This is a genomic window from Sphingobium sp. DEHP117, from assembly GCF_030867385.1.
Lineage (GTDB): Bacteria > Pseudomonadota > Alphaproteobacteria > Sphingomonadales > Sphingomonadaceae > Sphingobium.
Genome location: NZ_JAPFBJ010000001.1, coordinates 960,428 through 986,853, shown reverse-complemented (window position 1 = coordinate 986,853; position 26,426 = coordinate 960,428). Strand labels below are relative to the sequence as shown.

The following is a 26,426-nucleotide window of genomic DNA, read 5'->3' as shown; positions in this document are numbered from 1 at the left end:
ATTGTTGCCAGGGCGGTTGCCCCGGCGCGCCTTCCTATCGGCGGGCGTGCGAGAATCCAAGCGGATTTCTTGGCGAGGGGTAAAGTCGTGGTGAGGGCTGGGGCAGGGCACTCACCCATCACAGGCAGCAACCTTCAGGGCCTCTTTCCGCTATGCCGCCTTCGTGCTAAATCCTGCGAACAGGCAATAACAGAATAAAGAGGGTGCATGGAGGCTGTGCTGCCACTGGCGGTTGCGCTGGTTTACGCATTGCTTCTGTTCGCCTTCGCGTCTTGGGCCGAAGCTACGGGTAATGTCAGGCTCAAGGGCCAGCTCCGCCCGCCTGCCTATGCGCTCGCTCTCGCCGTCTATTGCACGAGCTGGACCTATTATGGCGCCGTCGGCAGCGCGGTAGCCGACGGTTGGTCGTATCTTCCCATCTATCTGGGACCGATCCTGCTGTTCCTGTTCGGCCACAGGTTTTTGCGCCGGCTGATCGACGCTGTAAAAGCGGACGGCGCCAGCACCATCTCGGAATTCATAGGCGGGCGCTTCGGTAACAGCAGGGGCGTGGCGGCGCTGGTGACGATCCTGGCCCTGCTGGGCAGCATCCCCTATCTTGCGCTTCAGCTGCGATCGCTCGGAACCACCTATGCCCTGGTCTCCGGCGCAGCGGTCAGCCCGCTGACCATTGCGCTGGCTGCGGCCGGGCTGGCGCTGTTCGCGATGATCTATGGAACGCGCCGCTACGAGGCAGCCAGTCGCAACGACTCTGTGTTGTTCGCAGTAGGCTTTGAATCGCTGATGAAGCTGAGCGGCCTTATCGTGGCAGGGGTGGCGGCACTGATGTTGCTGGGCGAAGCCCCGGCGCCAGCGCTTGACGAGGGAATGCGACGGCTGTCCGAGAACTTCGCACCCTCGCTGATTGGAGTAGATTTCTTCATCATTACCGCCCTTTCCATGGCGGCAATCATCTGCCTGCCGCGCCAGTTTTACGTCACCGTGATCGAAGCGCAGTCCGCATCGGATCTGGAACGCGCGCGCTGGCCCTTCATTGGCTACATGATGCTGACGCTGCTCGTCGTGTTACCCATATCGGCGGCGGGCCTCACTTTGCTGCCGGATACCGTCCGTTCGGACCTCTACGTGCTGCAACTTCCGCTATCGCAGGGCAGCAGTCTCATTGCGCTGCTGGTGTTCCTCGGCGGATTTTCGGCGGCGACGGCGATGGTGCTGGTCGAGACGATCGCGCTGTCCACCATGGTTTCCAATGATCTTGTCGCGCCCCTTCTGTTGCGCAGCCGGAAACTGCGCGGAGAGGGCGAGATGGGGCGCGCGCTGCTCAGCGTCCGCCGAGCGCTCATCGCGCTTATCATGGCGGGGGCAGTCGGATGGGCCCTGGGCATTAGGGAAAACGAGCGCCTTGCCGCCATCGGCCTTGTCGCGTTTGCCGCCATGGCTCAGTTCGCGCCGGTGCTTGTGATGGCGGTGATGGGCGGGAGCCGCGATGCGCAGGCTGCGAAAGGGGGTCTGGGCGTTGGGCTGATGCTGTGGCTCTATACGCTGGCGCTGCCGCAACTGGCAGACGAGGCGCTGCTTGCGGAGCTGGCGGGCACACCCTGGAACCCGACCCGGCTGCTGGGCATCGGCGACCTGAGTCTTGTCGGCCATGGCGCGCTGTGGAGTCTTGGCGGCAACATCACCGCCTTCCTATTGATGAGAATGCGGCGCGTGCCGCCCGCCGCCTTGCCGAAGTTCTTGCACAGGCCAAATAGCTCAGTGGGAACGGTGCTGAGTGTGGCCGACCTCAAGCGCCTCGTCTCCCGCTTTGTTGGCCCCGAGGTGGTGGACGACGCTTTCCGGGAGCGCGATGAGGCGAAGCCGATTGACCGCACCGACCGGCGGCAGGCCGAGCGGATGATAGCAAGCGTCGTGGGTATGCCGTCGGCACGCGCCTTCATCCGCTCCGCGCTGCACGGATCGAACCTCACCCACAGGGAGGTGGAACGCATCCTTGATGACACCGGGCAGTCACTGCGTTTTTCGAAGGGGCTGCTCGCCGCGACGCTTGAGAATATCGACCCCGGCGTCAGCGTGGTCGATCGCGACCTCAACCTCGTCGCCTGGAACCGGCGCTATCTGGAGCTGTTCGACTATCCTGCCAGCATGGTGCGGGTGGGTGCGCCGATCGCCGACCTGATCCGCTATAACGCGGTGCGGGGCGAGTGCGGGCCGGGCGAGGTGGAGTCGCATGTGGAAAGGCGCCTGAGCCACATGCGGCGCGGCCATCAGCATAGCTTCAAGCGCATCCGGCCCGATGGACGGGTGCTGAAGACCGTCGGCGGGCCAATGCCGAGCGGCGGCTATGTGATGTGCTATACCGACGTGACGGCAGAGGAGGAGGCTTTGCGCGCCCTCGACAGCGCACGGAGCGAGTTGGAGGAACGGGTAGAGGAGCGCACCGGCGCCTTACGCGCCGCCAATGACGCGCTTGCGCAGGCGGATGCCGAAAAAACGCGATTCCTCGCGGCGGCCAGCCATGATCTGCTACAGCCGCTTCACGCAGCGCGCCTATTTTCCGCGGCGCTCGGGCGCGATCTGCCTGACGCAAAGCAGGAGGTGCTGGCGCGGTTGGACCGCTCGATCCAGTCCGCCGAGTCCCTGCTCCGTGCGCTGCTGGACATTTCGAAACTCGACGCAGGCGGCGTGCGCCCTGATATCAGGCCGATCCGGCTAAGGCCGCTGCTGGTGGACCTTGTCGAGACGATGATGCCGCTCGCACGCGAGAAGGGACTGGAGTTGCGTATCGGGCCGGGTGATGCCGTGGTGGAGAGTGACCCGGGCCTGCTGCGTTCCATCATGCAGAACTTCCTCTCGAATGCAATCCGCTACACGACGCGCGGCGGCATCATAGTCGGCGTGCGCCACCGCTCACGCAGTGCCCGGATAGACGTGATCGATACCGGACCCGGCATCCCCGAACATAAACGAACGATCATATTTCGCGAGTTTGAGCGGCTGGAGAATGCGAGCGAGGGCGGGATCGGGCTGGGACTTGCAATCGTCGAACGCACGGCGCGGCTGCTCGGCGCGCGCGTGTCGCTCAATGCCACGGAGGGCCGGGGAAGCAGGTTCAGCATCGCGCTGCCGGTCTCGTCGCTGGAGCCGGAAGATGCGCCCAGTGGACGCCCGGGGCGGAGGGCAGGGGGACAGGTGCTCAAGGCGCTGGTCGTCGATGACGACGCGGCGAATCGTGCGGCTTTGGGGGGGTATCTGCGTTCGCAAGGGCATGTGGTGACCAGCGCCGAGTCACCTGAAGAGGCGCTGAGCGGGGATAGTTCTTACGATGTGGCTTTCGTCGACTTCAACCTCAATGGTCGGATGGACGGCATCGCGCTTATCCGCGCGCTTCGCAAAAAAGCGCCTGCGGCCCGGTACGCGCTGGTGACCGCGGCGCGGGAGCAGGATTACGTCACCCGGGCGCGCGCCGCAGGAGTGAAGGTGCTGCGCAAGCCGCTTGCACCTGCCGATCTCGATGCGTGGCTCGCTGATGTGGGCGTAGCGCGGGAATCGGTGCCCGCATAGTGCCCTGCCTCCTCAACGGTGATTGATCGAGAGACCGAGCGCTTTGGCGGCCAGAACCGCCTGGGTCCGGTTATGCACATCCAACTTTTTCAGGATTGCGGTCATGTGTGCCTTAACAGTCGCCTCGCTGATGCCGAGATCATAGGCGATCTGCTTGTTCAACCGCCCTTCCATCACACCGAGAAGGACCTTGAGCTGCGTTGGCGTGAGCGAGGCGATTTGCGCGGCCACCGGATCGATGGCGGCATCCCGTGGGGCCTCCATGCGCTTGCCTGCCAAGGCATCGCGGATCGCCTCCTCGATGGCGGAAAGGTCCGAGTCCTTGCCGATAAAGCCTACCGCGCCAAAGCGCACAGCCTCGCGTGCGGCCTGTGAAGCCTCAGCACTGGAGACGACAAGGATCGGCACGCCGGGCTTCTCGGCATGGAGGAGCGCCACGCCGGAATAGCCCTCGGCACCCGGCATCTTGAGATCCAACAGGATCAGGATCAGGTCGTCGGCTGCGATTGCCTGGTTTAGCGCCGACGAGAGATTGCCGCTTTCCGCGATTCTTGCGTCGGGCCTCGCCCCCTGCGCCGCCATGGCCAGAGCCTGGCGGAACAGGGGATGATCATCTGCGATCAGGATCGTGCCCGACACGGCGTACCGCTCAGGCCGGCACCGACCGCGAGGTGACGAGGCTCTCCACCACGGAGGGATCGGCGAGCGTGGAAATGTCGCCGAGGTTTGACGTATCGCCCTCCGCGATCTTGCGCAGGATGCGGCGCATGATCTTGCCGGAGCGGGTCTTGGGCAAGCCCGGGGCGAAGTGGATCACATCCGGCGTGGCAATCGGTCCGATTTCCTGCCGTACCCATTTCACCAGCTCTGCGCGCACTTCTGCGCTCTCCGTCTCATTGGCGTTCAATGTGACATAGGCGTAAATGCCCTGGCCCTTGATGTCATGCGGATAGCCGACCACGGCTGCTTCCGCGACCTTGGCGTGCGCGACGAGCGCACTCTCGACCTCCGCCGTGCCCATGCGGTGGCCGGAAACGTTGATGACGTCATCGACGCGCCCGGTAATCCAGTAATATCCGTCCTCATCGCGGCGACAGCCGTCTCCGGTGAAGTATTTGCCGGGATAGGTTGTGAAATAGGTCTGGAAGAAGCGCTCATGATCGCCCCAGACGGTGCGCATCTGGCCGGGCCAGCTATCCGTGATGCACAGATTGCCGTCGGTCGGTCCGTCCAGCACCTTGCCTTCCGCGTCCACGATGACAGGCTTCACGCCGAACATCGGCTTTGATGCCGCGCCCGGTTTGAGCGCATGCGCGCCGGGCAGGGGGGTCATCATGCAGGCGCCGGTCTCGGTCTGCCAATATGTATCGACGATCGGGCAGCGGCTGTCGCCCACCACGCGATAATACCATTCCCATGCCTCGGGGTTGATCGGCTCGCCAACGCTGCCCAGCAGGCGCAGCGACTTGCGGCTGGTTTTCTTGACCCATTCTTCGCCTTCACGCATCAACGCGCGGATCGCGGTGGGTGCGCCGTAGAAGATGTCGACCTCATATTTATCGACGATTTGCCAGAAGCGGCTGAAATCGGGATGATTGGGCACGCCTTCATACATGAGCGTGGTGGCGCCGTTGGCCAGCGCCCCATAAACGACATAGGTATGCCCTGTGACCCAGCCGACGTCCGCCGCGCACCAGAAGATGTCACCGGGCCGATAGTCGAACACATAGTCATGGGTCATCGACGCCCAGACGAGATAACCACCGCTCGTGTGGAGAACGCCCTTGGGTTTGCCGGTGGAGCCAGAGGTGTAGAGGATGAAGAGCGGGTCTTCGGCGTTCATGGGCTCGGCCGGGCAGTCGGCGGACACCTTCGCCACCGCGTCATGGTACCAGACATCGCGGCCGTCTTTCATCATGATGTCACCACCGGTACGGCGGACCACCAATACCCGCGAGACGCCGGGGCAATTCGCCAGCGCTTCATCGACATTGGCCTTGAGCGGCACCTTCTTGCCACCACGCAGGCCTTCGTCCGCGGTGATGACGAGCGTCGAGTCGCAGTCCTCAATGCGGCCGGCAAGACTATCAGGCGAGAAACCGCCGAACACGACGGAGTGGATAGCGCCAATACGTGCGCAAGCGAGCATCGAGAACGCCGCTTCCGGGATCATCGGCAGATAGATCGTCACCCGGTCACCCTTGCGCACGCCATTGGCTTTCAGGGCGTTGGCGAGGCGGCAGACTTCTTCATGCAGCTCGCGATAGGTGATGCGACGATCCTCGCCCGGTGAGTCGCCTTCCCACAGGATGGCGACAGAATCACCGCGCTCGGCAAGGTGACGGTCGATGCAGTTGGCCGCGACATTGAGCGCCCCGTCCTCGAACCACCTGATGCCGAAATCAGCCTCGTTGAACGACGTGTTCTTCACCTTTGTGAAGGGGGTCATCCAGTCCAGCCGCATCGCCTCCTTGCGCCAGAAGCCCTCAGCGTCGGTCGCCGCCGCGGCATACATCGCCTCATAGCGCTCTGCGTTGATCTTGGCGTTGGCGGCCCACTCTGCCGGAACGGGATGAACGCTGCTCATGACACTGCCCTCCTTTAAATGCGCATGTTCTCGCGCGATATCTACCGCTGTCGCGGCGTGCCTTCATCCCAGACTAAAGTCTAAGCAAGGTTCCACCAAGGTCTAAGTATTCCAGACTAGCATATTGGAGGACACTCTCCCCTGAAAATTGAATTGCGAAGGTTCTTGAATGGGAGAGGACTATGTCAGTGAAGCGCACATATGCGGGGCTGATGGCGGGGGCAGCGATATTCGCGCTCTCGGCGAACAGCGCCTATGCCGATACCAAAAAGGAAAAGGAACTTGAGGCGCGGATCGAGGCGCTGGAGAAAGCCTTCGGGTCGCTAACCGGGCAACTCCAGGCCAGCCAGGCCGAAAACGCGCAGCTGCGCGCCGCCGTGGCGCAGGCGCAGGCGAGCTCGGCCGACGCCCAGGCGAAGGCGGGCGAGGCGGCCAGGAGCCTTGAAGCCGCCAAACCCGCGCTCGCCGCCGCCAAACAGGACGGCTTCACAGTCGGCAACGGGAGCACGCGGATCAAGATCGGCGGTTTCCTGAAAACGGTCGTGACCATGAGCAAGTGGGATGACGGCAGTGTCGCGGCGAATTCCTTGGGCCGCGATTTCTATCTGCCATCGGCCATACCGGTGAGAGCAGCAGTTCCAGCCCGGTCCACGACGAACAACGATTATTCCGCCAAGCACACCCGTCTGTGGCTGAACCTCGACACAACGGTGGCTGGACATGTACTGAAAGGATATGTCGAGACGGATTTCCAGACGACGGCCAACGCTGCTCCCACCATCACGGGTGGTGGGTCCGAGCGCACCACCAACGGCTATAATCTGGCGCTGCGCCGTGCTTATGTGCAGTTCGACAATCTGACGGTTGGGCAGGACTGGAGCACTTTCCAGAATGTTGCCACACTGCCTGAATCGACGGACTTTGTGGGCACGACGGAAGGCACAGTCTTCGTAAGGCAGCCGCTGGTGCGTTACTCCAAAAAGCTGGGAGACAAGGCAACCTTGCATCTCGCGGTGGAAAATGGCGAGACCCAGTCCGCCACAGGCCCCGCATTGGCGACAGTGGAGAACGACCAGGACAAGATGCCTGACATCGTGGCTCGTCTGAACGTGGTGACGAAGGCTGGCGAGTTTGCACTCGCAGGCATAGGCAGGCAGCTTCGCGTCGATAGTGGCGCGGTCAAGGATACCGCGATGGGCTGGGGCGTGAGCGGCTCCGGCAAGCTGATGTTCGGCGACAAGAAGCAGCACGACCTGCGCTTCATGGCCACCTATGGCGAAGGGCTCGGCCGTTATGTTGGCCTGAATTTCTCGCCCGACGCCATCATTCGCGCTACCGGGCAGCTTGAGACGCCGCGCCTGTTCGCGGGCTTTGCCGCATTGCGCATCAGCCTGACGCCGAGCGTGCGCACGAACCTGATGGCGAGCTATCAGGATGTCTCCTATCCCGGCGGGTTCGCTGCAGCGTACTTCAATACCTTCAACGAGACAGCCTACAGCTTTGCAGGGAATATCTTCTGGACGCCTGCCAAGGGCTTCGACCTTGGCGCCGAATATCGTCATGGCGTGCGGGAACTTGTGAGCGGCGCGAGCGGACAGCTTGATCGGCTCGAATTCGCAGCGAAATACTCATTCTAGTCGGCAAATAGGGAAAGGAGAGGGCATATGGCTACGGTCTATGACGGAATGCCAAAGCACCACAAGGCGACCCAGAGCGAAAAGCTGGTCATCGCTGCGTCGTCGCTCGGCACGGTGTTCGAATGGTATGATTTTTATCTCTACGGTCTTTTGGCCACCTACATCTCGGCGCAGTTTTTCTCAGGCGTGAACGAAACCACGGGTTTCATCTTCGCCCTGGCGGCATTCGCGGCGGGCTTTGCGGTGAGGCCGTTCGGCGCGCTGGTGTTCGGGCGGATCGGAGACCTTGTCGGCCGCAAGAATACCTTCCTCGTCACGATGGGTATCATGGGCCTGTCGACCTTCGCGGTTGGCCTGCTGCCCAGCTATGAGAGCATCGGCGTGGCGGCTCCCCTCATTCTGCTGGCAATGCGCCTGCTGCAGGGACTCGCGCTCGGCGGTGAATATGGCGGGGCGGCAACCTATGTGGCGGAGCACGCGCCCAACAACAAGCGCGGCCTCTACACCAGCTGGATCCAGACAACGGCAACCTTCGGACTGTTCGCTGCGCTGCTCGTCGTCATCGGCCTTCGCACCTATATGGGCGAGGAGGCGTTCGGAGAATGGGGCTGGCGGGTGCCGTTCCTGATCTCGATCGTACTGCTTGCGGTGTCGATGTGGATCCGCATGCAGCTCAATGAAAGCCCGGTCTTCCAGCAGATGAAGGACGAAGGCACCACGTCCAAGGCGCCACTGACGGAAGCGTTCGCCAAGTGGGGCAACCTGCGCTGGGTGATTATCGCGCTGGTGGGTGCTGTCGCGGGGCAGGCAGTGGTCTGGTACACCGGCCAGTTCTATGCGCTGTTCTTCCTTGAGAAGATGATGAAGGTCGATGGCGCTACGGCGAACGTGCTGATCGCCATTGCGCTGGCACTGGGCACGCCGTTCTTCGTGTTCTTCGGCTGGCTCAGCGACAAGATCGGCCGCAAGCCCATCATCCTCAGCGGCTGCGCGATTGCCGCGCTTGCCTACTTCCCGCTGTTTTCTGCTCTGACCACGGCGGCGAACCCCGCTCTCGCTCAGGCCCAGGCGGTGGCTCCTGTAACGATCGTCGCCCATCAGGAAGAGTGCTCGTTCATGTTCGACCCGGTCGGCAAGAACAAGTTCGACACCAGCAGCTGCGACATCGCCAAGGCCTATATGGCGAAGACGGGCATCAGCTATAGCAACAGCGACGCAGCGGCGGGAAGCGGCGCGCAGGTAAAAGTGGGCAATGCGGTGTTCGCGGCGCCCAACCCGGCTGGCCTTTCGAAGGACGACAAGAAGGCCGCGATCACCAAGTTCCAGGATGAGCTGAAGGCGGGCCTCGCCGACGCGGGTTACCCCGCCAAGGCCGACCCGGCGCAGATCAACAAGCCCGCGGTGATCGCTATCCTGTTCGTCCTCGTCCTGCTGGTGACGGCGGTCTACGGACCGATCGCAGCGATGCTGGTCGAGCTGTTCCCGAGCCGGATCCGCTACACCTCGATGTCGCTGCCTTACCACATCGGCAATGGCTGGTTCGGTGGCTTCCTGCCGACCACGGCCTTCGCGATGGTCGCGGCGACGGGGGATATCTACTACGGCCTCTGGTATCCGGTCGTGGTAGCCGCGCTGACCGTGGTGGTTGGTCTGCTGTTCCTTCCGGAGACTTTCCGCCGGAACATCGACCAATAAACTCCTCCCCACGGGAGAGGGTGGAGGGCGGGTCGCAAGACTCGTCCTCCCCTTTTTTTGCGCTGCGGCGCCGGGATAGGGGGACGAAGCGGGTTAACCCCGCGCGATAATTCTGCCATCAGGGTGGAATGAAGACCCCGATCCGCCTCCGCTCCCTGCAGCTCCTGCTCATTTTCCTTGCGTTGGGCGTTGTGACGCCAGATTCTGCTCCGGCGCAGACCGTGCCGCCAGCCAATGAGAACGGGTTTCAGGCCTACCTCGCCAGCTTGCGAGGCAAGGCGACGGCCATGGGTATCCGCCCTCAGACCCTTGACGCCATAGCGGCGACGCTGAGCTATAATCCGCGCGTAATTCAGCTCGATCAGGCGCAGCCCGGCGGATCGTTCGATGGCCCGATCCCGCCGTTCGAACCCTATCGACTTAAGCATGTTACGCCCTCGCTGATCGCGCGCGGGCGCACGGAGTGGACTTCCAACCGCGGGATGCTGGAGCGGATAGAGCGTGAGACCGGCGTGCCGGAGGCGGTCATGGTTGCCATCTATGGCCATGAGACCAGCTACGGTACCTTCACGGGCGATTTCGACCTGCTCCGTTCGCTCGCAACCCTGGCCTATGAAGGGCGGAGGCGCGACCTTTTCGAGCCGGAGTTCCTTGCGGCGGTGAAGATGGTGGACAACGGCATTCCCCGCAGCAAGCTGGTGGGGAGCTGGGCTGGTGCTACCGGCTATCCCCAGTTCCTGCCGTCCGTATATCTGCGCGTTGCGGCCGATGGCGACGGCGATGGCAAGGCGGATATCTGGGCCAGTGAGGCCGATGCGCTCGCTTCCATCGCCCGCTATTTTGTCGACGCGGGATGGCGCAAGGGGCAGGCATGGGGCGTGGCGGTAAGCGTTCCGTCGACTCTGGATCGAACCGCCATTGCCAACCGGACGACGCCGACCCGCTGCCCGCGTGTGTTCGAGCGGTTCAGCCGCTGGATGACGCTGGGCGAGTGGAAGCGGCTTGGCGTCGCGCCGGTGGTTCCCTCCGCTCTCTCCGATGACACGCTTGCCGTGCTGCTGGAGCCTGACGGCCCGGGCAAGACCGGCTATCTGCTGACAAGCAATTATCAAGCAATTCTCGATTATAACTGCTCCAACTTTTATGCCTTGTCGGTGGGGTTGTTGGCGGATGCGGTGGGCAGCTAGTAGAAATTGGCTCGGTTTTGCGGCGGCGCTCGGGCTCGTCGGATGTGGGATGGCGGGCGGGAGGACGGACGGTGGCGTCAGGGTGGCGCAACCAGTCATCCATCAATCGGGCGTAGCGAGCGATAGCCCGGTCAGGATCGGCGAACCCTATCAGCTGAACGGGGTTCGTTATGTCCCCGCTGACGATCCGTTCTATGACGAGACCGGATATGCCGTTCCTTACGATGCCGCACGGGCCGGCCAAACCACTGCGAGCGGAGAGACCTATAACCCCGCCGCCATCTCCGTCGCGCATCGCACCGTGCCGCTGCCCAGTTATCTCGAGGTGACGGCGCTCGACACCGGGCGCACGATTGTGGTGCGTGTCAACGATCGCGGGCCATCGACCGGCGGCAGCCTGATCGCCCTGTCTCAGGGGGCGGCGGAGCAACTGGGCATAAGCGGGGCGGGGCCGGCTGGCGTCCGGGTGCGCCGCGTCAACCCTTCCGAGCCAGAGAAGGGCCTGCTGCGCGCTGGAAAACGCGCGCCAGCGCGCATGGACATGCCGGAGACGGTGCTGGTTGAGCTGCGCAAGCGCCTGCCGTCGCCAGCGTCAGCAGCGCCTCCGGCGACACCTCAACCCCAAGCCCACATAGCCGGAACGGCCATGCCGACGATCAAACCTGCGGCGAGGCCGTCTCCAGTCTCCTCCGCGCCCAAACCCGCGCCTGCTATCAAGCCTGCACCGATTTTAGCGCGCGGGATCATGGTGCAGATTGGTGCCTATTCCAGCAGGCAGGGGGCAGAAGCGATCGCTAAAAGGCTGGGTGGCGCGGCTTCTCCCGCAGGCAAACTCTGGCGTGTGCGCACCGGCCCTTATGCCGACCAGGCAGCAGCGCAGCGCGGTATTGAAAAGGCTGCGGCGGCGGGCTTCCCAGGCGCGCGGATCGTGGTAAACGACTGAGGCACACCCGCCCGTTCGCGGGATTCGCCCCTTGTCGTTCAGAGAGTTCGATGCGTATCATTTCTGCCGTCCTTGCCCTGTCCCTCACTGCAACGCCGCTTTCTGCCGCTGCTCCTTCGTACGAAAGCATGGCCAAGATTGCCTATATGCAGGATCTCTCGTCCGGCGCCGTGCTTTATGACAAGGGTGGCAGCACGCGCATGCCGCCCGCCTCGATGGCAAAGATGATGACAGCGCATGTCGCCTTTCGCCTGATCCAGCAGGGCCAGCTGAAGCTGAAGCAGAAGTTCACAGTCAAACCCGAGACATGGCAGAAATGGCATGGCCCGGCAGCGGGATCGACGATGTTCCTCTCACCCGGAGAGCAGGTCTCGGTCGAAGACCTGCTGCACGGGATCGTCACGCTGTCCGGCAACGATGCCTGCGTGGTGCTGGCCGAGGGGATAGCGGGGACAGAGGAAGCCTTCACCGACATGATGAATGCCGAAGCTGCGCGGCTGGGCATGAAGGACAGCCATTTCGGCACCAGCAACGGCTGGCCGGACGAAGGGCGCACCTATGTTACCGCGCGCGATCTCGTCACGCTCTCACGCTCGACGATCGAGGAGACGCCCCAGCTCTACAAGCTGTTCTACTCGGTGCGCTCGTTCACTTGGGGGCAGACGATGGGCGGCTCGGCCATCCGGCAGGACAACCGCAACCCGATATTGGGTCGCATCGCCGGGGCGGATGGCCTCAAGACCGGGCATACCGAGGAAGCGGGCTATGGGTTCACCGGTTCGGCCATCCAGAACGGCAGGCGGCTTGTCATGGTGGTCGCCGGGTTGGACAGTTTCAACGGGCGCATCGAGGAATCGGTCCGTTTCATGGACTGGGGCTTCAAGGCCTGGCGCGCGATGCCTCTGTTCCGCAAGGGCACGACGGTAGAACAGGCCGAGGTGCAGCAGGGCTGGGCCAGCAGCGTGCCCTTGGTCGCCCCGCGCGACCTCGCGGTAACGCTGCCGCGCACGGCGTCCAATGCGGTTTCGGTGCGGGTGGTCTATGACGGGCCGATCAAGGCGCCGATCGCCAAGGGTCAGGAGATTGCGCGCCTTGTCGTCTCCACGCGCGATGCCGGCGAGCAGGTGATGCCGCTGGTCGCCGGTGAAGCGGTGAGCGAGGCAGGCTTTTTCGGTCGCTTCTGGAATGGTTTGAAGAACTTCTTCGGGTGAACGACGCACGCCCCCCTCGCGGTATCTTCATTACCCTGGAGGGCGGGGAGGGGGTCGGCAAATCGACCCAGATCCGCCTGTTGGCTGATGCGCTGCGCCAGCGTGGGCTGGAGGTGGTCGAGACACGCGAGCCGGGAGGAACGGAAGGCGCTGAGGCGATCCGCGCGCTGCTGCTCGGCGGGGCGGCGGACAGGTGGAACGCGCAGGCCGAGGCGTTGCTCTTCGCCGCCGCGCGTGCGGACCATGTCGCGCGGGTGATCCGCCCGGCGCTGGATCGCGGGGCGTGGGTGCTGTGCGACCGGTTCATAGACAGCAACCGCGCCTATCAGGCAGGCGCGAGCGGTCTGGCCGATGAGGACATCATGGCGGCGCACAAGATCGGGTCCGGTGGCCTGATGCCGGATCGGACACTGCTGCTCACGCTGCCCCTCAATGTTGCGGCAGAGCGCGCGGCGCAGCGTGATGCGGGGCGGGCGGATCGCTTTGGGGCGAGGGGACATTCATTTCATGAGGCGGTGAGTGCCGCTTTCCTCATGCTCGCGGCGCGGGAACCGGAGCGCATCCGTATCGTCGACGCCGCAGACAGTGCGGAAGCCGTCTCTTCACGGATATTTGAGGCACTCGGGGATCTGCTGTCATGATCCGTGTTTACGGGCACGACGCGGCACGCAGCGCGATCCTCGAAGCGGCCATGGGCCAGCGCCTGCATCATGCGTGGATTCTTTCCGGCCCGCACGGCATCGGCAAGGCCAGCCTTGCGCGCGAACTGGCCCTGACCCTGCTGGCGGGCGAGGAGGCCGCAGGCAAGGTGTCGGGATCACACCCCGCCGCCCATCTGTTCGAGGCGGGCACGCATCCTGACTTTGCCGAACTTTCGCGGCTGGAGAAGGAAGGGGGCGAACGCGCCCGCAATATTTCCGTCGATCAGGTGCGTGGATTGGCGCGTTTACTCTCCACCGCGCCGTCAGTGTCGCAGCGCCGCGTCATCCTCATCGACGCGGCCGACGATATGGAGCGCGGCGCGGCCAACGCCTTGCTGAAAAGCCTGGAAGAACCGCCACGCGATGTGTTGTTCCTGCTCGTCAGCCATGCTCCCTCGCGTCTGCTGCCGACGATCCGCTCCCGCTGCCGACTGCTGCGGCTGTCTCCGCTGGGGAGCGCAGACATGGCGGCCGCGCTCCGTGGCGCCGATGCGACCTTGAGCGAGGCAGCCATTATGGAGCTGGTCGCGATAGGTGAAGGCTCTCCCGGCCGGGCGCTGGCGCTATCAGGCCTCGGGGTCAGCGAGATGATCGGCACGCTGGAGCGGATCGCGCGGGACGGCGACCGGCTGCATAGCGAACGCCTTGCGCTCGCCAAGATGCTGACGCCCAAGGCCGCACGCCCCCGTCTGGAGGCCTTTCTCGAGCTGGCGCCCAGTTTTATAGCCGGGCGCACGCGGCTTTATGAAGGGGACCGGCTTCGCTCCGCCATTGTGCGGTGGGAGCAGGCACGCGATCTTGCGGCACAGGCGATCCCGCTCTCGCTCGATCCTGCCGCCACGGTCTTCGCACTCTGCACCCATGTTGCGGCACTGGCCGAGGAGGAGCCCGAGGCGAGCCTGTTCGCCTGAATATCCCCTTGGCCTCATCCGCACGCGCCGTTACAGGTGCCGGGATGAGCAAGCCTTATACGATCACTACCGCCATCTCCTATCCCAACGGCCGCCCCCATATCGGCCACGCCTATGAAGCGATTGCCACCGATGCGTTCGCCCGGTTTCAGCGCATGATGGGGCGGGATGTGTTCTTTCAGACCGGGACGGACGAACATGGCCTCAAGATGGCGCAGACCGCGCGGGGCAGGGGAGTGTCGCCGCAGGAGTTGGCAGATGAAATGTCTGCTTATTTCAGGGAAATGTGTGACACACTTAACATTTCCTATGATCGATTCATCCGCACCAGCGAGCTGGATCATCACACCGCCAGTCAGGCGCTCTGGCGGGCAATGGAGGCGAACGGCGACCTCTATCTCGATCGCTACGAGGGCTGGTATTCCGTCCGCGACGAGGCCTTCTACGATGAGAAGGAGTTGACTGACGGGGAGGGGGGCGCGAAATTTTCTCCGCAGGGAACGCCGGTCGAGTGGACAGTGGAGGAAAGCTGGTTTTTCCGGCTGTCCAAATATCAGGAACCGCTGCTCTCGCTCTACCGCGACCACCCGGAATTCATTCAGCCCGAAAGCCGCCGCAACGAGGTGATGCGCTTTGTCGAAGGTGGGCTTTCGGACCTTAGCGTCTCGCGCACCAGCTTCGATTGGGGCGTGAAGGTGCCGGGGTCTGAAGGGCATGTCATGTATGTGTGGGTCGACGCACTCACCAACTATCTGACCGGCTGCGGCTATCCGGATGATGCGGAGCGCATGGCGCGCTATTGGGCGGAAGGCGGAGATATCACGCACATCATCGGCAAGGATATCGTGCGTTTTCATGCGGTTTACTGGCCAGCCTTCCTCATGAGCGCGAAGCTGCCGCTGCCCAAGACCGTGTTCGGCCATGGCTTTCTGCTCAACCGGGGCGAGAAGATGTCGAAATCGCTCGGCAACGTCGCGGACCCGCTCGAACTCGCCGAGAAGTTCGGCGTGGATCAGCTGCGCTATTTCCTGTTGGCCGAGGTAAGCTTCGGGAATGACGGGAGCTATAGCGCTGAAGCGATCGTCCAGCGCGCAAACAGCGACCTTGCCAACAGCTTCGGCAATCTGGCGCAGCGGACGCTGAGCTTTATTGCGAAGAATTTGGATGGGAGACTGCCGGTTAGTGGCGACCCGACCAAGGAAGATATGGGTCTCCTCGCCAATATCAACAAAGTGGTGAAACGGGAAATTCCTGAAGCAATGAATGCTCTCTCGCCATCGATCGCCATTGAGGCCTGGATGCGTGGAGTGTTTGCTTGCAATGCCTACATCGATTCACAAGCGCCTTGGACCCTGCGTAAAACCGATCCTGCGCGTATGGAGACCGTATTGGCGACGCTTTATGTGGTTATTGCTCATCTTGCCATCGGCATTCAGCCCGTCATTCCAATGACTTCCGCAGCGCTCTTGGATCAAATGGGCATTGCATACGGCAGACGCGACCTTGGACTAATTGACAGCTACTGGTATGCAGATCTCGCGGAGTCCAGTTTCACCCTATCTCCGCCTAAGCCTCTATTTCCCCGGCTGGAACTTCCCGCTGACGAGGGCGCTTCGCCTGCATGATCGACAGCCATTGCCACCTCAACTACAAGGGACTTGTGGAGGATCAGGCCGCTGTCATCGCCCGCGCGCGGGGGGCGGGGGTGAGGGGCATGCTCAACATCTCCACGCGCGAACGCGAGTGGGCGGACATCATCGCCACCGCAGAGGCGCATGAGGACATCTGGGCGAGCGTCGGCATTCACCCACATGAGGCAGACGCGCACCCGGACATCGACGCGCGCAAGCTTGTTGCCGCCGCCGTGCATCCCAAAGTCATCGGCATTGGCGAGACCGGCCTCGATTATTACTACGACCATAGTGACCGCGTGCAGCAGCAGGCGAGCTTTCGCGCGCACATAAACGCGAGCCGCGAGACCGGGCTGCCGCTCATCGTCCACACGCGCGACGCGGAAGAGGATACGCTGAGCATACTGCGCGAAGAGACGGGGAAGGGGGCATTTCCCGGTCTCATCCATTGCTTCACTGCCAGCGGGGCGTTTGCCGACGCCGCGGTGGAACTGGGCTTTTATATCAGCATTTCCGGCATCGTGACGTTCAAGAACGCTAAAGAGCTCCAGGCAGTGGCGCAGCGTCTGCCCACCGAGCGCCTGCTGATCGAGACTGACGCTCCCTTCCTCGCGCCGGTGCCGCACCGGGGCAAGACTTGTGAGCCAGCCTTTGTGGCCGACACCGCGCGCTTCCTGGCTGATCTGCGCGGAGTGGAGGAGGAGGCGCTCATCGACAGCTCCACCGCCAATTTTTACGCCTTGTTCACCAAAGCGCAGTCCGCCTGATGCCCCTGAGTTTCACAGTGCTGGGCTGCGGCACATCGGCAGGGGTGCCGCGCATCGGCAACGATTGGGGCAGCTGCGATCCTGCCGATCCGAAAAACCGCCGTACGCGTGTGTCGCTGCTGGTGCAGAGCGAGACGACGACGCTGCTTGTCGATACCTCGCCCGACATGCGCGAACAGCTGCTCAGGGCCGAGGTGATCGCGCTGGACGCTGTGTTGTGGACGCACGACCACGCGGATCATTGCCACGGTATCGATGACTTACGGCAGGTCTATCATCATCGCACATATATGGGCCGTCATAATGAACCGATCGACGGCTATGCGCGGGCGCCGACACTGAAGCTGCTACGCCAGCGCTTTGCCTATGCGTTCGAGGGGCGCGAGGGCTATCGGCCGATCGTTGCCGGGCATTCGTTGCCGGACGAATTGATGATCGGCGATATACAGCTCCGCTGTGTGGACATGCCTCACGGCGCGATCTGGTCAACCGGTTTTCGGTTTGAGCATGACGGCCGATCGGTAGGCTATGCGACCGACTTTCACGAAACGACTGACGCGATGGTCGAGCTGTTCACCGGGGTCGATGTGTGGGTCGTCGACGCCCTGCGGGAAAAGCCGCACCCCACGCACCCGCATCTTGCCCAGACGCTCGACGCCATCACTTGCGTTGCGCCCGGTCGTGCCTATCTGACACATATGGACAACAGCCTGGACTATGAGCGGCTGTGCGCGGTCTTGCCGCCGCATGTTCGCCCGGCCTATGATGGATTGCGCGAAGCCGCCTGAGGGTGCGCATTTCGTGTGGGGGCACGAGAGGAACAAATGCAATGAGCGCCGATCAGGGCACGACGATGATCTGGTGGCTGCTGGCGGCGCTGCTGCCGGTGTCGGCGCTGCTGGCGCGCAGGATTTCGCTGGGCGGCACGCTGGCGATGGCGCTTGGCTGGGTGGCGATCTTTCTCGGCGCGCTCGCGCTGTTCAGCTATGGGCAGGAGTTCACCAGCGTTGCACTGCATGTCAAGAAGCAGGTGCTGGGCGAGCCGCTGCAACGCGCGGAGGGCCAGCGGCTCCATATCCGCCAGGCGCCGGACGGGCATTTCTGGGTGACCGGCGAAATCAACGGGACTAGCGCGCGTTTCCTGATCGATAGCGGCGCGACGGTGACGGCGCTGTCCGACGATGTGGCGATGAAGGCCGGGCTCAATATCGACAGCTATGCGCCGGGCATGGCGATGCAGACGGCGAATGGTGTGGTGATGGCCAAGCGCTCGTCGATCACCGGGCTGGCTGTCGGGCCGATACGCACTAGTGACTTGCCGATTGTGGTTTCGGACAGGTTCAACGGCGTCAATGTGCTGGGGATGAACTTTCTTTCGCGGCTGAAAAGCTGGCGGGTGGAGAATGGCGAGATGGTGCTGGAGCCTTGAGGTTTCCACGGCTTTTTCCATGTGGAAAGCCCTTCCGCATCGTCCTTGATTTAACATAATATATATTATCGGATTTGTATATGGCATCAGATGGATCGTTGAAGCCGGACAGCCCCCCTCATACCGCTCACACGGCTCACACCGCTCTCACGGCTCACACGGCTCTGACGGCTCACACCGCTCTCACGGCTCAAACTGCTCTCACGGCGCAAACCGCTGACGGTATCGACGTCGCCACCGGTGAGCGAGACGCGCACCCTGCGTCGCCGGCCGATACGGCAATCACTGACAGCGCACCCATCGCCACCAGTGAGCGAGCCGCGCATCCTCCAGCATTTGCCGATACCCCAGTGACCGGCACACCCGCAGACATCGCACCGCTGGTGGCGATCATGGCGCGGCTGCGCGATCCGGACGCCGGCTGCCCATGGGACATCAAGCAGAGCTTCGCCACGATCGCGCCCTACACGATCGAGGAAGCCTATGAGGTAGCGGACGCGATTGCGCGCAATGACATGGCTGAGCTGCGCGACGAGCTGGGCGATCTGCTGCTCCAGGTGGTCTATCATGCGCGGATGGCCGAGGAATCCGGCCATTTTGCGCTGGCGGACGTGATCGCCGCGATCTGCGACAAGATGGTCCGCCGCCATCCGCATGTGTTCGGCCCGGATGGCGCGACGTCGCCCGGCTGGGAGGAAATCAAGGCCGCCGAGCGCGCGGACAAGCCCCTGAAAAATGATGAGAAAAGCGCGCTTGCGGGTGTTGCGACCGCCCTTCCCGCGCTCGTTCGCGCCGAAAAGCTGCAAAAACGCGCCGCGCGCACCGGCTTTGACTGGCCGGATGCGGACGGCGTTTACGCCAAGATCGACGAGGAACTGGCCGAGGTTCGCGCGGCGCAGACGCCGGACGAACAGGCCGAGGAGATCGGCGATCTGCTGTTCGCGGTCGTCAACCTCGCGCGCCATATGAAGGTCGATGCAGAGAGTGCCCTACGCGCGGCCAATGCGAAGTTTGAGCGGCGGTTTCGTAGTATGGAAATGAAGTCTGTGGAACAAGATATTGATTTTGTTGCAACATCTCTGGAAGAGATGGAGGTTCTGTGGAAAGCTGCAAAGGCGCAAGAACGTTAGGTTTGAATTAATTCAAAGAGCTTCGCAGTAGTCAGCGAAGTTGGGAGTAGGTGTCATCTCTTCATGCCTGAAATTTCTAACGTCACTATGGCCTTACGACTTCTGCCATCTGGGTCACGGTCAAATTCTTTGGAACCTATCTCTATAACATCATGGCAGAGGTCCGCCGGTTTGCCCATCCATGAACGAGCAATATCTGCCTTACATGAAGTAATGATCCCTGCTGGAGATACATCGAAGAACGCGCGGGAAATTATCGCTCGCTCGTCATTCATTTCACGAGGGATGGAGATACTAGCCTGGTCGACCTCCATAGCAAGAAGCAAAGACAGACTTTTGTATGATGAAAGAGGAGAAGGAAGCATTTGTAGGGCAATCTCATCTATCATTTGGGGATCGCACCTGAGATCATCGTCTCGTTCGCCATACTCAACCTTTTCACATCCCGACAAGCGCCCCTTAGTATCTACAACAAAGGTTAATTTGAAGCCTTGAGTTATGAGCTTATCGCGAGGAATTCTCCATGTTACTTTCTGTGTAAATGTTGATGTGGTTGGGTGGCCAAACTTATCCTTTGCCGATACGAATTGAGCGCGCTTCATGATTAGCGCACAGGTAAGATCGTCGAGATCGGGTTCAGCAGATGTCACGATGACTTTGCAGGCTGAGGGCTGCCCCTTCTCATCAACTTCGAGTGCAACCGTTAGTGCGCCCTCTTTGTCAGATATGATAGATGATTTTGGATAATCGTCCGGGTCTAGCCATGTTCTCGGATCAGTTTGTGGAACCGCTATAACGGACGATGCAAGAAGAACTATTGGTAACAAAGCAATTACCCCCATTTTGCTATATCGTTTATTATTGGAGATGCGTCATCCCACGTAAAGAGCATAATCACTTTCTTGGTGCGCCTGCTCGATGCCCCATTGCTTGCGCGTGTAGCGCCAAATCCCCTCCATGTCGCCTTCGGCGGCGGGGGAAAGGCGATATTCAGCCATATGTGGCAGCCATGCGCTGCTTGAACGCGGCGGCGTCAAACGGCCTTGGTGTGCCGCTATTCTCGCCCTCAATGAGTGCCGCGCGAATAGCCTCGACCTCGGCGGTGCGCTCCTGTTCGCGGCGGATAAGGTCGCGGATGGCTTCGCTGTCGTTTGTGTAGTGGCCTGCGGCGACCTGTGCCGCAATCCAGGCGTCTTGCTGCTCTGTCAGGGTGATGGTTTTTCGCACGGTCGCCATATCGCGCCCTCCATGATATGCCAGGGGTTTGATGATATGTTCATACTATTGGTGTAATATAACACCATTCTACGTCATCGCGAAGCAGTTTTGTCTGCCACGGCCCCTATGCCTGTGTAACCATTGCTTTGAGCGCGCGCAGTCAATCCCGCGCCATGAACCGCGCATAGGCCGGGTCTGACAGCCGTACCAATACCGTCAGCGCATCGCCATCCACCCCCTGCTCTTCCACGCCCAGCACTTCGCCATGCTCATGCAGCCACGCAAGCGAAGCGCCATCCTGTGTGGCGAGCGTGAGGCGGTGGAGCTTGCTGCCCTGGGTCATCCGGTCTGCCACCGCGCGGCGCAGGGCATCGAGGCCTTCACCCGTCACTGCCGAGAGCGGGACGACATCGGCCCGGCGCTCGGCGGCGCTGATCGTGTCTTCGCGCGCTTCGCCGTGCAGCAGGTCGATCTTGTTCCACGCCTCGATATAGGCGGGCGCGAGCGCGTCGGCGTCGGCTTCCGCGACCTCCCCCTGCCCCGCCGGGTTGACGCCGAGTTCGGACAAGACCTGCATCACATCGGCGCGCTGCGCCTCCGTATCGGGATGCGAAATATCGCGTACGTGAATGATGAGATCGGCGTGGACCACCTCCTCCAGCGTCGCGCGGAAGGCAGCGATGAGCTGGGTCGGCAGGTCTGAAACGAAACCGACGGTGTCAGACAGGATCGCCTTGTCCAGCCCCGGCAGGCTGATCTGGCGCATCGTCGGGTCCAGCGTGGCGAACAGCATGTCCTGCGCGGTGACATCTGCGCCGGTCATGCGATTGAAAAGCGTCGATTTTCCCGCATTGGTATAACCCACCAGCGCGATGACCGGCCAGGGGGCGCGCTGGCGGCGGGCGCGGTGGAGGCTGCGAGTGCGCGTCACCTGATCGAGCTCGCGCCGGATTTTGGCCATGCGGTCGCGGATCATGCGGCGGTCCGCCTCGATCTGCGTCTCGCCCGGCCCGCCCAGGAAGCCGAAGCCGCCGCGCTGGCGCTCAAGGTGGGTCCAGCTGCGCACCAGGCGCCCGGCCTGATAATCGAGATGCGCGAGTTCGACCTGCAGCCGGCCTTCGTTGGTGGCGGCGCGCTCTCCGAAGATTTCGAGGATCAGCCCGGTACGGTCGATCACCTTGGCGGAGAACGCCTTTTCGAGATTGCTCTGTTGAACGGGGCTTAAGGGATTGTCGACGATGACCAGCTCGGCCCCGTGCGCCTCTGCTTGTGCGGCGATCTGTTCCACCTGCCCGCTGCCGAACAGGGTTGCGGGCTTGATCTGGCGGACGCGGAAGCTGTCACTCCAGACGACATCGATGCCGATGGCGAGGGCAAGCCCCCTCGCCTCCTCCAACCGCGCGGCGGCATCGCGCATGGCCGGGCCGGGGACATCGGCGCGCACGACCAGCGCGCGCGCGCCACGGGCGACCTCGTCGTCGCTGTCGCGGTTGAAGACGCTCATCGCGCGAAATCGGCCATGAGCGCTCCGGTCAGCCTATTCCTTGTCGTCCTGCTCGCTCTCGCCGGAGAGGTCGAGCGGGCGCGACGGCTGGACGGTGGAGATGGCGTGCTTGTAGACAAGCTGGGCCATGCCATCACGCTCCAGCAGCATGCAGAACAGATCGAACGCGGCGACCGCGCCCTGCAGCATGACGCCGTTGACGAGGAACATCGTCACCGGATCCTGCGAGCGCTGAACCGCGCTGAGGAACACTTCCTGCAGCAGCTTGGACTTGCGCCCTGCCTCGGCGAAGGCCTTGCGCACGTCGCTCAGCTCGAGCGGCTGTGCGGGCATGACGGTGGAGATAGCGTGCTTGTAGACGAGCTGGGACTGCCCATCGCGCCGCAGCAGCACCGAGAAGTTATCGAACCAGGTGATAATGCCCTGAAGCTTGACGCCCTTCACCAGAAACATGGTGACCGGAGTTTTCGTCTTGCGGAGGTGATTCAGGAATATGTCCTGAAGATTGTTGGATTTTTCGGCCATGGTGCATCATGCCTTCCTTATTGGCGGAATGTTATCCGCACTCGCGCCCGTGCCGGGCGTCGTGCCATTCCGGCGCGGCTCGCCGGAGACGATTCCTCATATCGCAGTTGCGAAGGCAATTCCATGGCGTAATTGAGCGATGGTAATAAATTAATCCTTGTCGTCCGTAAGGCCCAGCAACTTGAGTTTTCGATGTAATGCCGAGCGTTCCATGCCGATAAAACTCGCGGTGCGGGAAATGTTTCCTGAAAAGCGACGGATTTGGACGCGCAGATACTCACGCTCGAAATTCTCGCGCGCCTCGCGCAAAGGGGCGGTCATGATAGAGCCGGGCATCGCCTGATCGCCCGAGTCGGCAGCGCTGGCCTCGGCGGGCAGCATGTCCAGCTCGATGCGGCCGATGCGGTCGCCCGGCGCGAGGATCATCGTGCGCTCGATCATGTTGCGCAGCTGGCGGACGTTGCCCGGCCATTCCCCCGCCTGAAGCGCGGCCATGGCGTCGGGCGCGATTTCGGGCGGCGGCACGCGGCGATCTGCGGCGAAGCGCGCGACATAATGCTCGACCAGCATCGGAATATCCTCGCGCCGCTCGGCCAGCGAGGGGATGGCGAGCGGCACCACGTTGAGGCGGTAGAACAGATCCTCGCGGAAGTGCTTTTCCTCGATCTTCTCGGCGAGGTTGGTGGCGGTGGAGCTGATGAACCGGACATCGACCTTGACCTGGCGCTGGCCCGAGACGCGGGTGAAGCTCTGGTCCGTGAGCACGCGCAGGATCTTCGCCTGCGTGGTGAGCGGCATGTCCGCCACCTCGTCGAGATAGAGCGTGCCGCCGTGCGCTTGTTCGAGATAGCCGGGGCGGACGAGGCCGCTGGGGTCTTCCACCCCGAACAGCTCCTCCTCCACCCGCTCCGGGTCCATGCGCGCGGCGGTGACGATCACGAACGGGCCGTTGGCGCGGCCGCTCCAGTTATGCAGCATGCGGGCGGCGACCTCCTTGCCGACGCCCGCCGGGCCGGTGATGAGCACGCGGCTGCCGGTGCCTGCCACCTTCTTGATGGTCGCGCGGATGCTGTTGATGGCGCCGGAGGTACCGGTCAGTTCATCGTCCTGCCCTACCCGCGCCTTCAGCTCCTGATTCTCGCGCCGCAGCCGCTCCGTCTCTGTCGCGCGCGAGACGAGGTGGAGCAGGCGGTCGGCCTCGAACGGTTTTTCGATGAAGTCCGCCGCGCCCTTGCGGATGGCGGCGACGGCGGTGTCGATATTGCCATGGCCGGAGATCATCAGCACGGGGATGGAGGCATCGTGGCGCTTGATCTCGTCAAGGATTTCCAGCCCGTCGAGCCGGGAGCCCTGCAGCCAGACATCGAGCAGCACCAGCGAGGGCCGCCGGACGGCAAGCGCCTCAAGCGCCTCGTCGGCATTGGCGGCGGTGCGCGTCTGGTAACCCTCATCGTCCAACACGCCAGCGACCAGCTCGCGGATGTCCTCTTCATCGTCAACAATCAGAATATCAAGCGCCATGGGCCAAGGCTTCTCCCTTCCGCTCAGTAGCAGCGGTCTTTTCCTCAATGCGGGCGAGATGTTCGGGATCGAGCAGGATGCAGACCCGCGCGCCGCCACCGGGCGCGTCAGCGAAGTGCATGGTTCCGCCATGTTCCTGCACGATGCGGTTGACGATGGCGAGGCCGAGGCCGGTACCCTTGGCGCGCGTCGTCATATAGGGCTCGATCATGCGGTCGCGCTCCGGCGGCAGGCCGGTGCCGTTGTCGCACACCTCGATGGCGATGCGCCCGTCCGCCTCGCGCGCGATGCGCATCGTGACCTCGCCCTGATGATCGGGCTCGGTCACGCACCGCGCCTCGACTGACTCGACCGCGTTCTTGACGATGTTGGTGAAGGCCTGACCCAGCTGCCGCCTGTCGCAGACGATCATCGTGTCGGGCGCTTCATCGGCGAAGCGGAAGCGGATGGCGGGGTGGGCCACCTCGTGGAGGAAGAGCGAGTGGCTGGCGATGTCGGCCAGCGCCTCGGCACGGAACACCGGCTTTGGCATACGGGCGAAGGCAGAGAACTCGTCGACGATGCGGCGCAGATCCCCCACCTGGCGCACGATGGTGCCGGTGAGGCGGGTGAAGGTGCCCTGATCGTTGCTGATCTGCTCGGCATAGCGGCGCTGGAGACGCTCCGCCGCGAGCTGGATCGGGGTGAGCGGGTTCTTGATCTCGTGGGCGATGCGGCGGGCGACATCCGACCATGCAGCGCGGCGCTGATCCGACAATTGCTGGGTGATGTCGTCAAACGTCAGCACATGGCCGCTCTGATCCTTCACGATCTTGACGGCGAGGGTGCGCAGGTCCGTCCCCGCGCGGATCTGGACGATCTCGGCGCTCGCCCCTTCGACAAGCAGGTCGTCAAGATCGCGCGAGACCTCGCGCAGCGGGCTTTCGGTCACATCCTCTTCCTGCACGGCAAGGATGCTGCGCGCCGAATCGTTCATCATGCGCACGTGCCGGTCCTGCGAAACGGCGAGCACGCCTGCGCTGACGCCCGAGAGGATCGCCTCGATGAACGCGCGGCGGTTTTCAAGCTGGGAGTTGGCGGCCATCAACGCGCCGGTCTGGCCCTCCAGGCGCTGGGTCATGCGGTTGAAGGCGTTGGACAGCACGCCGATCTCGTCGCGCGCGTGCGGGCCGGGCACGCGTACACTCAAGTCACCCGCCGCCACGCGCCGGGCAGCGTCGACCAGCTCGTTCACCGGCTTGACCAGCCTGTCCGCCACTTTGAGCGCGATATACACAGCAATACCGATCAGCCCGAGCGAACCGATGAACAGCGCGGAGTTGAAACGGATTTGCAGGGCGCGGGATTGGCGGGCGAAGCTCTCATAATTCGCGAGCACCGCCTGCGCGCGCTTTACCTGGCTGAAGGCGGGCGCGTCTGAATCGCGCGTGGCGTAGAGGTAGATGCGGCGGTCAGGGTAAAGCTGGGTGAAGGCCTGAATCTGATCAGGTTCGGCGGAGACGACCACGCCCTCCCCGCGCGCGAGCCGATTGACGATGTCCTTTGTAAGATATTGCGCGACGGGCCGCCGGTCCGGGTCCACGGTGGCGGCGGTGCGCGCGATACCGTCCGGCCCGATCTCGATGATGGCCGAGCGGTTGAGTTTGCGGGTAACGACCTGATAGATATAGCCTTCCGCGAACTCCGGGCTGTTGACGCGCGACTGGTTGAGATAGTCGCGCAGGTCGCTCGCCATCGTCAGCGTCTCGTCACCCACCTCTCGCAGGTTCTGCTCATAATAGCCACGCGCGAAATTGCCTGCGTTCTGAAGCATGGCGCGGGCGCTGTCAGAGAACCAGAACTGCACGCCATATTGGAACAATAAAGAGGCGAAGATCACCACCAGCAGTGTCGGGATGCTGGCGATGAGGGAAAAGATGGCGACCAGGCGGACATGGAGCTGGCCGTCGCCGCCGATGGCGGACCGGGTGGCGCGGCGCATCGCCACCCGCCGCCCCAGCAGCACGAGCAGCGCGATGGCGGGCACGAGGTTGGCGATCAGCAGCAGCGCGACGACCGGAGGAGAGAGCAGCGCGGAGTTGTTGCCCTGATCGGACAGCGACAGGTAGGTGGCGAGCGCCGTGGCCAACATCAGGCAGACGGTCGCGATCTCCGCGCCCGCATAGAAACGCGGGTTGCGGGTCCACACCCTCAATATCCGTGATGCGCGACTCAGCGAAATGGCGGACTTAGCCTCTCAACATCATGAAGTTGCAGCTATACAAC

22 protein-coding genes are annotated in these 26,426 nt (G+C 62.8%); 13 read left to right on the top strand and 9 right to left on the bottom strand.

Going from position 1 to position 26,426, the window contains the following annotated elements; genetic code table 11:
• The first annotated feature begins 207 nt into the window (after positions 1-207).
• Entirely contained in the window at positions 208-3,564 is a 3,357-nt protein-coding gene (locus tag OOT33_RS04865; RefSeq protein WP_307748881.1) for a PAS-domain containing protein, read from the top strand.
• 12 nt (positions 3,565-3,576) lie between these two features.
• On the opposite strand, the gene OOT33_RS04860 is transcribed toward OOT33_RS04865, so the two are convergent.
• Positions 3,577-4,203 (bottom strand): LuxR C-terminal-related transcriptional regulator, encoded by a 627-nt coding sequence (locus OOT33_RS04860; RefSeq protein WP_307748880.1) that lies wholly within the window; start codon positions 4,201-4,203, stop codon positions 3,577-3,579.
• Between the two features lie 10 nt (positions 4,204-4,213).
• Positions 4,214-6,151: an acetate--CoA ligase gene (gene acs / locus OOT33_RS04855; protein ID WP_307748879.1), complete on the bottom strand. Its 1,938-nt coding sequence runs from the start codon at positions 6,149-6,151 to the stop codon at positions 4,214-4,216.
• 188 nt (positions 6,152-6,339) lie between these two features.
• On the opposite strand from acs, the gene OOT33_RS04850 reads away from it, so the two are divergent.
• The 12 genes from OOT33_RS04850 (at position 6,340) to mazG (ending at position 19,393) form a co-directional block, all read left to right on the top strand.
• Positions 6,340-7,788 carry a DcaP family trimeric outer membrane transporter gene (locus OOT33_RS04850; protein ID WP_307748877.1) on the top strand — a complete coding sequence of 483 codons (1,449 nt, stop codon included), beginning with the start codon at positions 6,340-6,342 and terminating at the stop codon, positions 7,786-7,788.
• Positions 7,789-7,815: 27 nt separating this feature from the next.
• Positions 7,816-9,483: an MFS transporter gene (locus tag OOT33_RS04845; RefSeq protein ID WP_307748876.1), complete on the top strand. Its 1,668-nt coding sequence runs from the start codon at positions 7,816-7,818 to the stop codon at positions 9,481-9,483.
• A 128-nt stretch (positions 9,484-9,611) separates the two neighbouring features.
• The gene (locus tag OOT33_RS04840) at positions 9,612-10,670 is read left to right on the top strand and encodes a lytic transglycosylase domain-containing protein (RefSeq protein WP_373690498.1); all 1,059 of its coding nucleotides are present in this window, start codon (positions 9,612-9,614) and stop codon (positions 10,668-10,670) included.
• 49 nt (positions 10,671-10,719) lie between these two features.
• Positions 10,720-11,613 (top strand): septal ring lytic transglycosylase RlpA family protein, encoded by an 894-nt coding sequence (locus tag OOT33_RS04835; RefSeq protein ID WP_307748874.1) that lies wholly within the window; start codon positions 10,720-10,722, stop codon positions 11,611-11,613.
• Between the two features lie 50 nt (positions 11,614-11,663).
• A complete protein-coding gene (locus tag OOT33_RS04830; protein ID WP_307748873.1) occupies positions 11,664-12,824 on the top strand; it encodes a serine hydrolase in 1,161 nt (386 codons plus the stop codon).
• On the top strand, positions 12,821-13,465 hold the full coding sequence (tmk, locus tag OOT33_RS04825) for a dTMP kinase (RefSeq protein ID WP_307748872.1): 645 nt from the start codon (positions 12,821-12,823) through the stop codon (positions 13,463-13,465). The genes OOT33_RS04830 and tmk overlap by 4 nt, the downstream gene beginning before the upstream one ends.
• On the top strand, positions 13,462-14,436 hold the full coding sequence (locus tag OOT33_RS04820) for an AAA family ATPase (protein ID WP_307748871.1): 975 nt from the start codon (positions 13,462-13,464) through the stop codon (positions 14,434-14,436). Before tmk ends, OOT33_RS04820 begins: the two co-directional genes overlap by 4 nt.
• A 44-nt stretch (positions 14,437-14,480) precedes the next feature.
• Positions 14,481-16,061: a methionine--tRNA ligase gene (metG, locus tag OOT33_RS04815; RefSeq protein ID WP_307748870.1), complete on the top strand. Its 1,581-nt coding sequence runs from the start codon at positions 14,481-14,483 to the stop codon at positions 16,059-16,061.
• Entirely contained in the window at positions 16,058-16,834 is a 777-nt protein-coding gene (locus OOT33_RS04810; protein WP_307748869.1) for a YchF/TatD family DNA exonuclease, read from the top strand. Before metG ends, OOT33_RS04810 begins: the two co-directional genes overlap by 4 nt.
• Entirely contained in the window at positions 16,834-17,622 is a 789-nt protein-coding gene (locus OOT33_RS04805; RefSeq protein ID WP_307748868.1) for an MBL fold metallo-hydrolase, read from the top strand. The genes OOT33_RS04810 and OOT33_RS04805 overlap by 1 nt, the downstream gene beginning before the upstream one ends.
• 41 nt (positions 17,623-17,663) lie before the next feature.
• A complete protein-coding gene (locus OOT33_RS04800) occupies positions 17,664-18,263 on the top strand; it encodes a TIGR02281 family clan AA aspartic protease (RefSeq protein ID WP_307748867.1) in 600 nt (199 codons plus the stop codon).
• A 350-nt stretch (positions 18,264-18,613) separates the two neighbouring features.
• The gene (gene mazG, locus OOT33_RS04795) at positions 18,614-19,393 is read left to right on the top strand and encodes a nucleoside triphosphate pyrophosphohydrolase (RefSeq protein ID WP_307748866.1); all 780 of its coding nucleotides are present in this window, start codon (positions 18,614-18,616) and stop codon (positions 19,391-19,393) included.
• 53 nt (positions 19,394-19,446) lie between these two features.
• Here the strand turns inward: mazG and OOT33_RS04790 are convergent, their stop codons facing one another.
• The 7 genes from OOT33_RS04790 to OOT33_RS04760 all read right to left on the bottom strand — a co-directional run bounded on the left by OOT33_RS04790 (position 19,447) and on the right by OOT33_RS04760 (position 26,355).
• Positions 19,447-20,235 (bottom strand): energy transducer TonB, encoded by a 789-nt coding sequence (locus OOT33_RS04790; RefSeq protein ID WP_307748865.1) that lies wholly within the window; start codon positions 20,233-20,235, stop codon positions 19,447-19,449.
• A gap of 30 nt (positions 20,236-20,265) precedes the next feature.
• Positions 20,266-20,391: a type II toxin-antitoxin system RelE/ParE family toxin gene (locus tag OOT33_RS04785; protein WP_307748864.1), complete on the bottom strand. Its 126-nt coding sequence runs from the start codon at positions 20,389-20,391 to the stop codon at positions 20,266-20,268.
• Positions 20,384-20,629: a type II toxin-antitoxin system ParD family antitoxin gene (locus OOT33_RS04780; protein WP_307748863.1), complete on the bottom strand. Its 246-nt coding sequence runs from the start codon at positions 20,627-20,629 to the stop codon at positions 20,384-20,386. The genes OOT33_RS04785 and OOT33_RS04780 overlap by 8 nt, the downstream gene beginning before the upstream one ends.
• A gap of 142 nt (positions 20,630-20,771) precedes the next feature.
• Positions 20,772-22,115 (bottom strand): GTPase HflX, encoded by a 1,344-nt coding sequence (gene hflX / locus OOT33_RS04775; protein WP_307748861.1) that lies wholly within the window; start codon positions 22,113-22,115, stop codon positions 20,772-20,774.
• Positions 22,116-22,148: 33 nt separating this feature from the next.
• Positions 22,149-22,640 (bottom strand): RNA chaperone Hfq, encoded by a 492-nt coding sequence (gene hfq, locus OOT33_RS04770; RefSeq protein WP_307748860.1) that lies wholly within the window; start codon positions 22,638-22,640, stop codon positions 22,149-22,151.
• Between the two features lie 150 nt (positions 22,641-22,790).
• On the bottom strand, positions 22,791-24,161 hold the full coding sequence (locus OOT33_RS04765) for a sigma 54-interacting transcriptional regulator (protein ID WP_307748858.1): 1,371 nt from the start codon (positions 24,159-24,161) through the stop codon (positions 22,791-22,793).
• On the bottom strand, positions 24,151-26,355 hold the full coding sequence (locus OOT33_RS04760) for an ATP-binding protein (protein ID WP_373690497.1): 2,205 nt from the start codon (positions 26,353-26,355) through the stop codon (positions 24,151-24,153). Before OOT33_RS04760 ends, OOT33_RS04765 begins: the two co-directional genes overlap by 11 nt.
• Positions 26,356-26,426: the final 71 nt, after the last annotated feature.

Excerpts from the sequence above, each read along its gene's own strand:
- hflX (WP_307748861.1), bottom strand. The coding sequence starts at position 22,115 with ATGAGCGTCTTCAACCGCGACAGCGACGACGAGGTCGCCCGTGGCGCG.
- OOT33_RS04800 (WP_307748867.1), top strand. The coding sequence starts at position 17,664 with ATGAGCGCCGATCAGGGCACGACGATGATCTGGTGGCTGCTGGCGGCG.
- metG (WP_307748870.1), top strand. The coding sequence starts at position 14,481 with ATGAGCAAGCCTTATACGATCACTACCGCCATCTCCTATCCCAACGGC.
- OOT33_RS04820 (WP_307748871.1), top strand. The coding sequence starts at position 13,462 with ATGATCCGTGTTTACGGGCACGACGCGGCACGCAGCGCGATCCTCGAA.
- OOT33_RS04765 (WP_307748858.1), bottom strand. The coding sequence starts at position 24,161 with ATGGCGCTTGATATTCTGATTGTTGACGATGAAGAGGACATCCGCGAG.
- OOT33_RS04790 (WP_307748865.1), bottom strand. The coding sequence starts at position 20,235 with ATGGGGGTAATTGCTTTGTTACCAATAGTTCTTCTTGCATCGTCCGTT.
- OOT33_RS04840 (WP_373690498.1), top strand. The coding sequence starts at position 9,612 with ATGAAGACCCCGATCCGCCTCCGCTCCCTGCAGCTCCTGCTCATTTTC.
- acs (WP_307748879.1), bottom strand. The coding sequence starts at position 6,151 with ATGAGCAGCGTTCATCCCGTTCCGGCAGAGTGGGCCGCCAACGCCAAG.
- OOT33_RS04785 (WP_307748864.1), bottom strand. The coding sequence starts at position 20,391 with ATGGCTGAATATCGCCTTTCCCCCGCCGCCGAAGGCGACATGGAGGGG.
- OOT33_RS04865 (WP_307748881.1), top strand. The coding sequence starts at position 208 with ATGGAGGCTGTGCTGCCACTGGCGGTTGCGCTGGTTTACGCATTGCTT.
- OOT33_RS04805 (WP_307748868.1), top strand. The coding sequence starts at position 16,834 with ATGCCCCTGAGTTTCACAGTGCTGGGCTGCGGCACATCGGCAGGGGTG.
- OOT33_RS04830 (WP_307748873.1), top strand. The coding sequence starts at position 11,664 with ATGCGTATCATTTCTGCCGTCCTTGCCCTGTCCCTCACTGCAACGCCG.
- hfq (WP_307748860.1), bottom strand. The coding sequence starts at position 22,640 with ATGGCCGAAAAATCCAACAATCTTCAGGACATATTCCTGAATCACCTC.
- OOT33_RS04845 (WP_307748876.1), top strand. The coding sequence starts at position 7,816 with ATGGCTACGGTCTATGACGGAATGCCAAAGCACCACAAGGCGACCCAG.
- OOT33_RS04835 (WP_307748874.1), top strand. The coding sequence starts at position 10,720 with ATGGCGGGCGGGAGGACGGACGGTGGCGTCAGGGTGGCGCAACCAGTC.
- OOT33_RS04780 (WP_307748863.1), bottom strand. The coding sequence starts at position 20,629 with ATGGCGACCGTGCGAAAAACCATCACCCTGACAGAGCAGCAAGACGCC.
- OOT33_RS04810 (WP_307748869.1), top strand. The coding sequence starts at position 16,058 with ATGATCGACAGCCATTGCCACCTCAACTACAAGGGACTTGTGGAGGAT.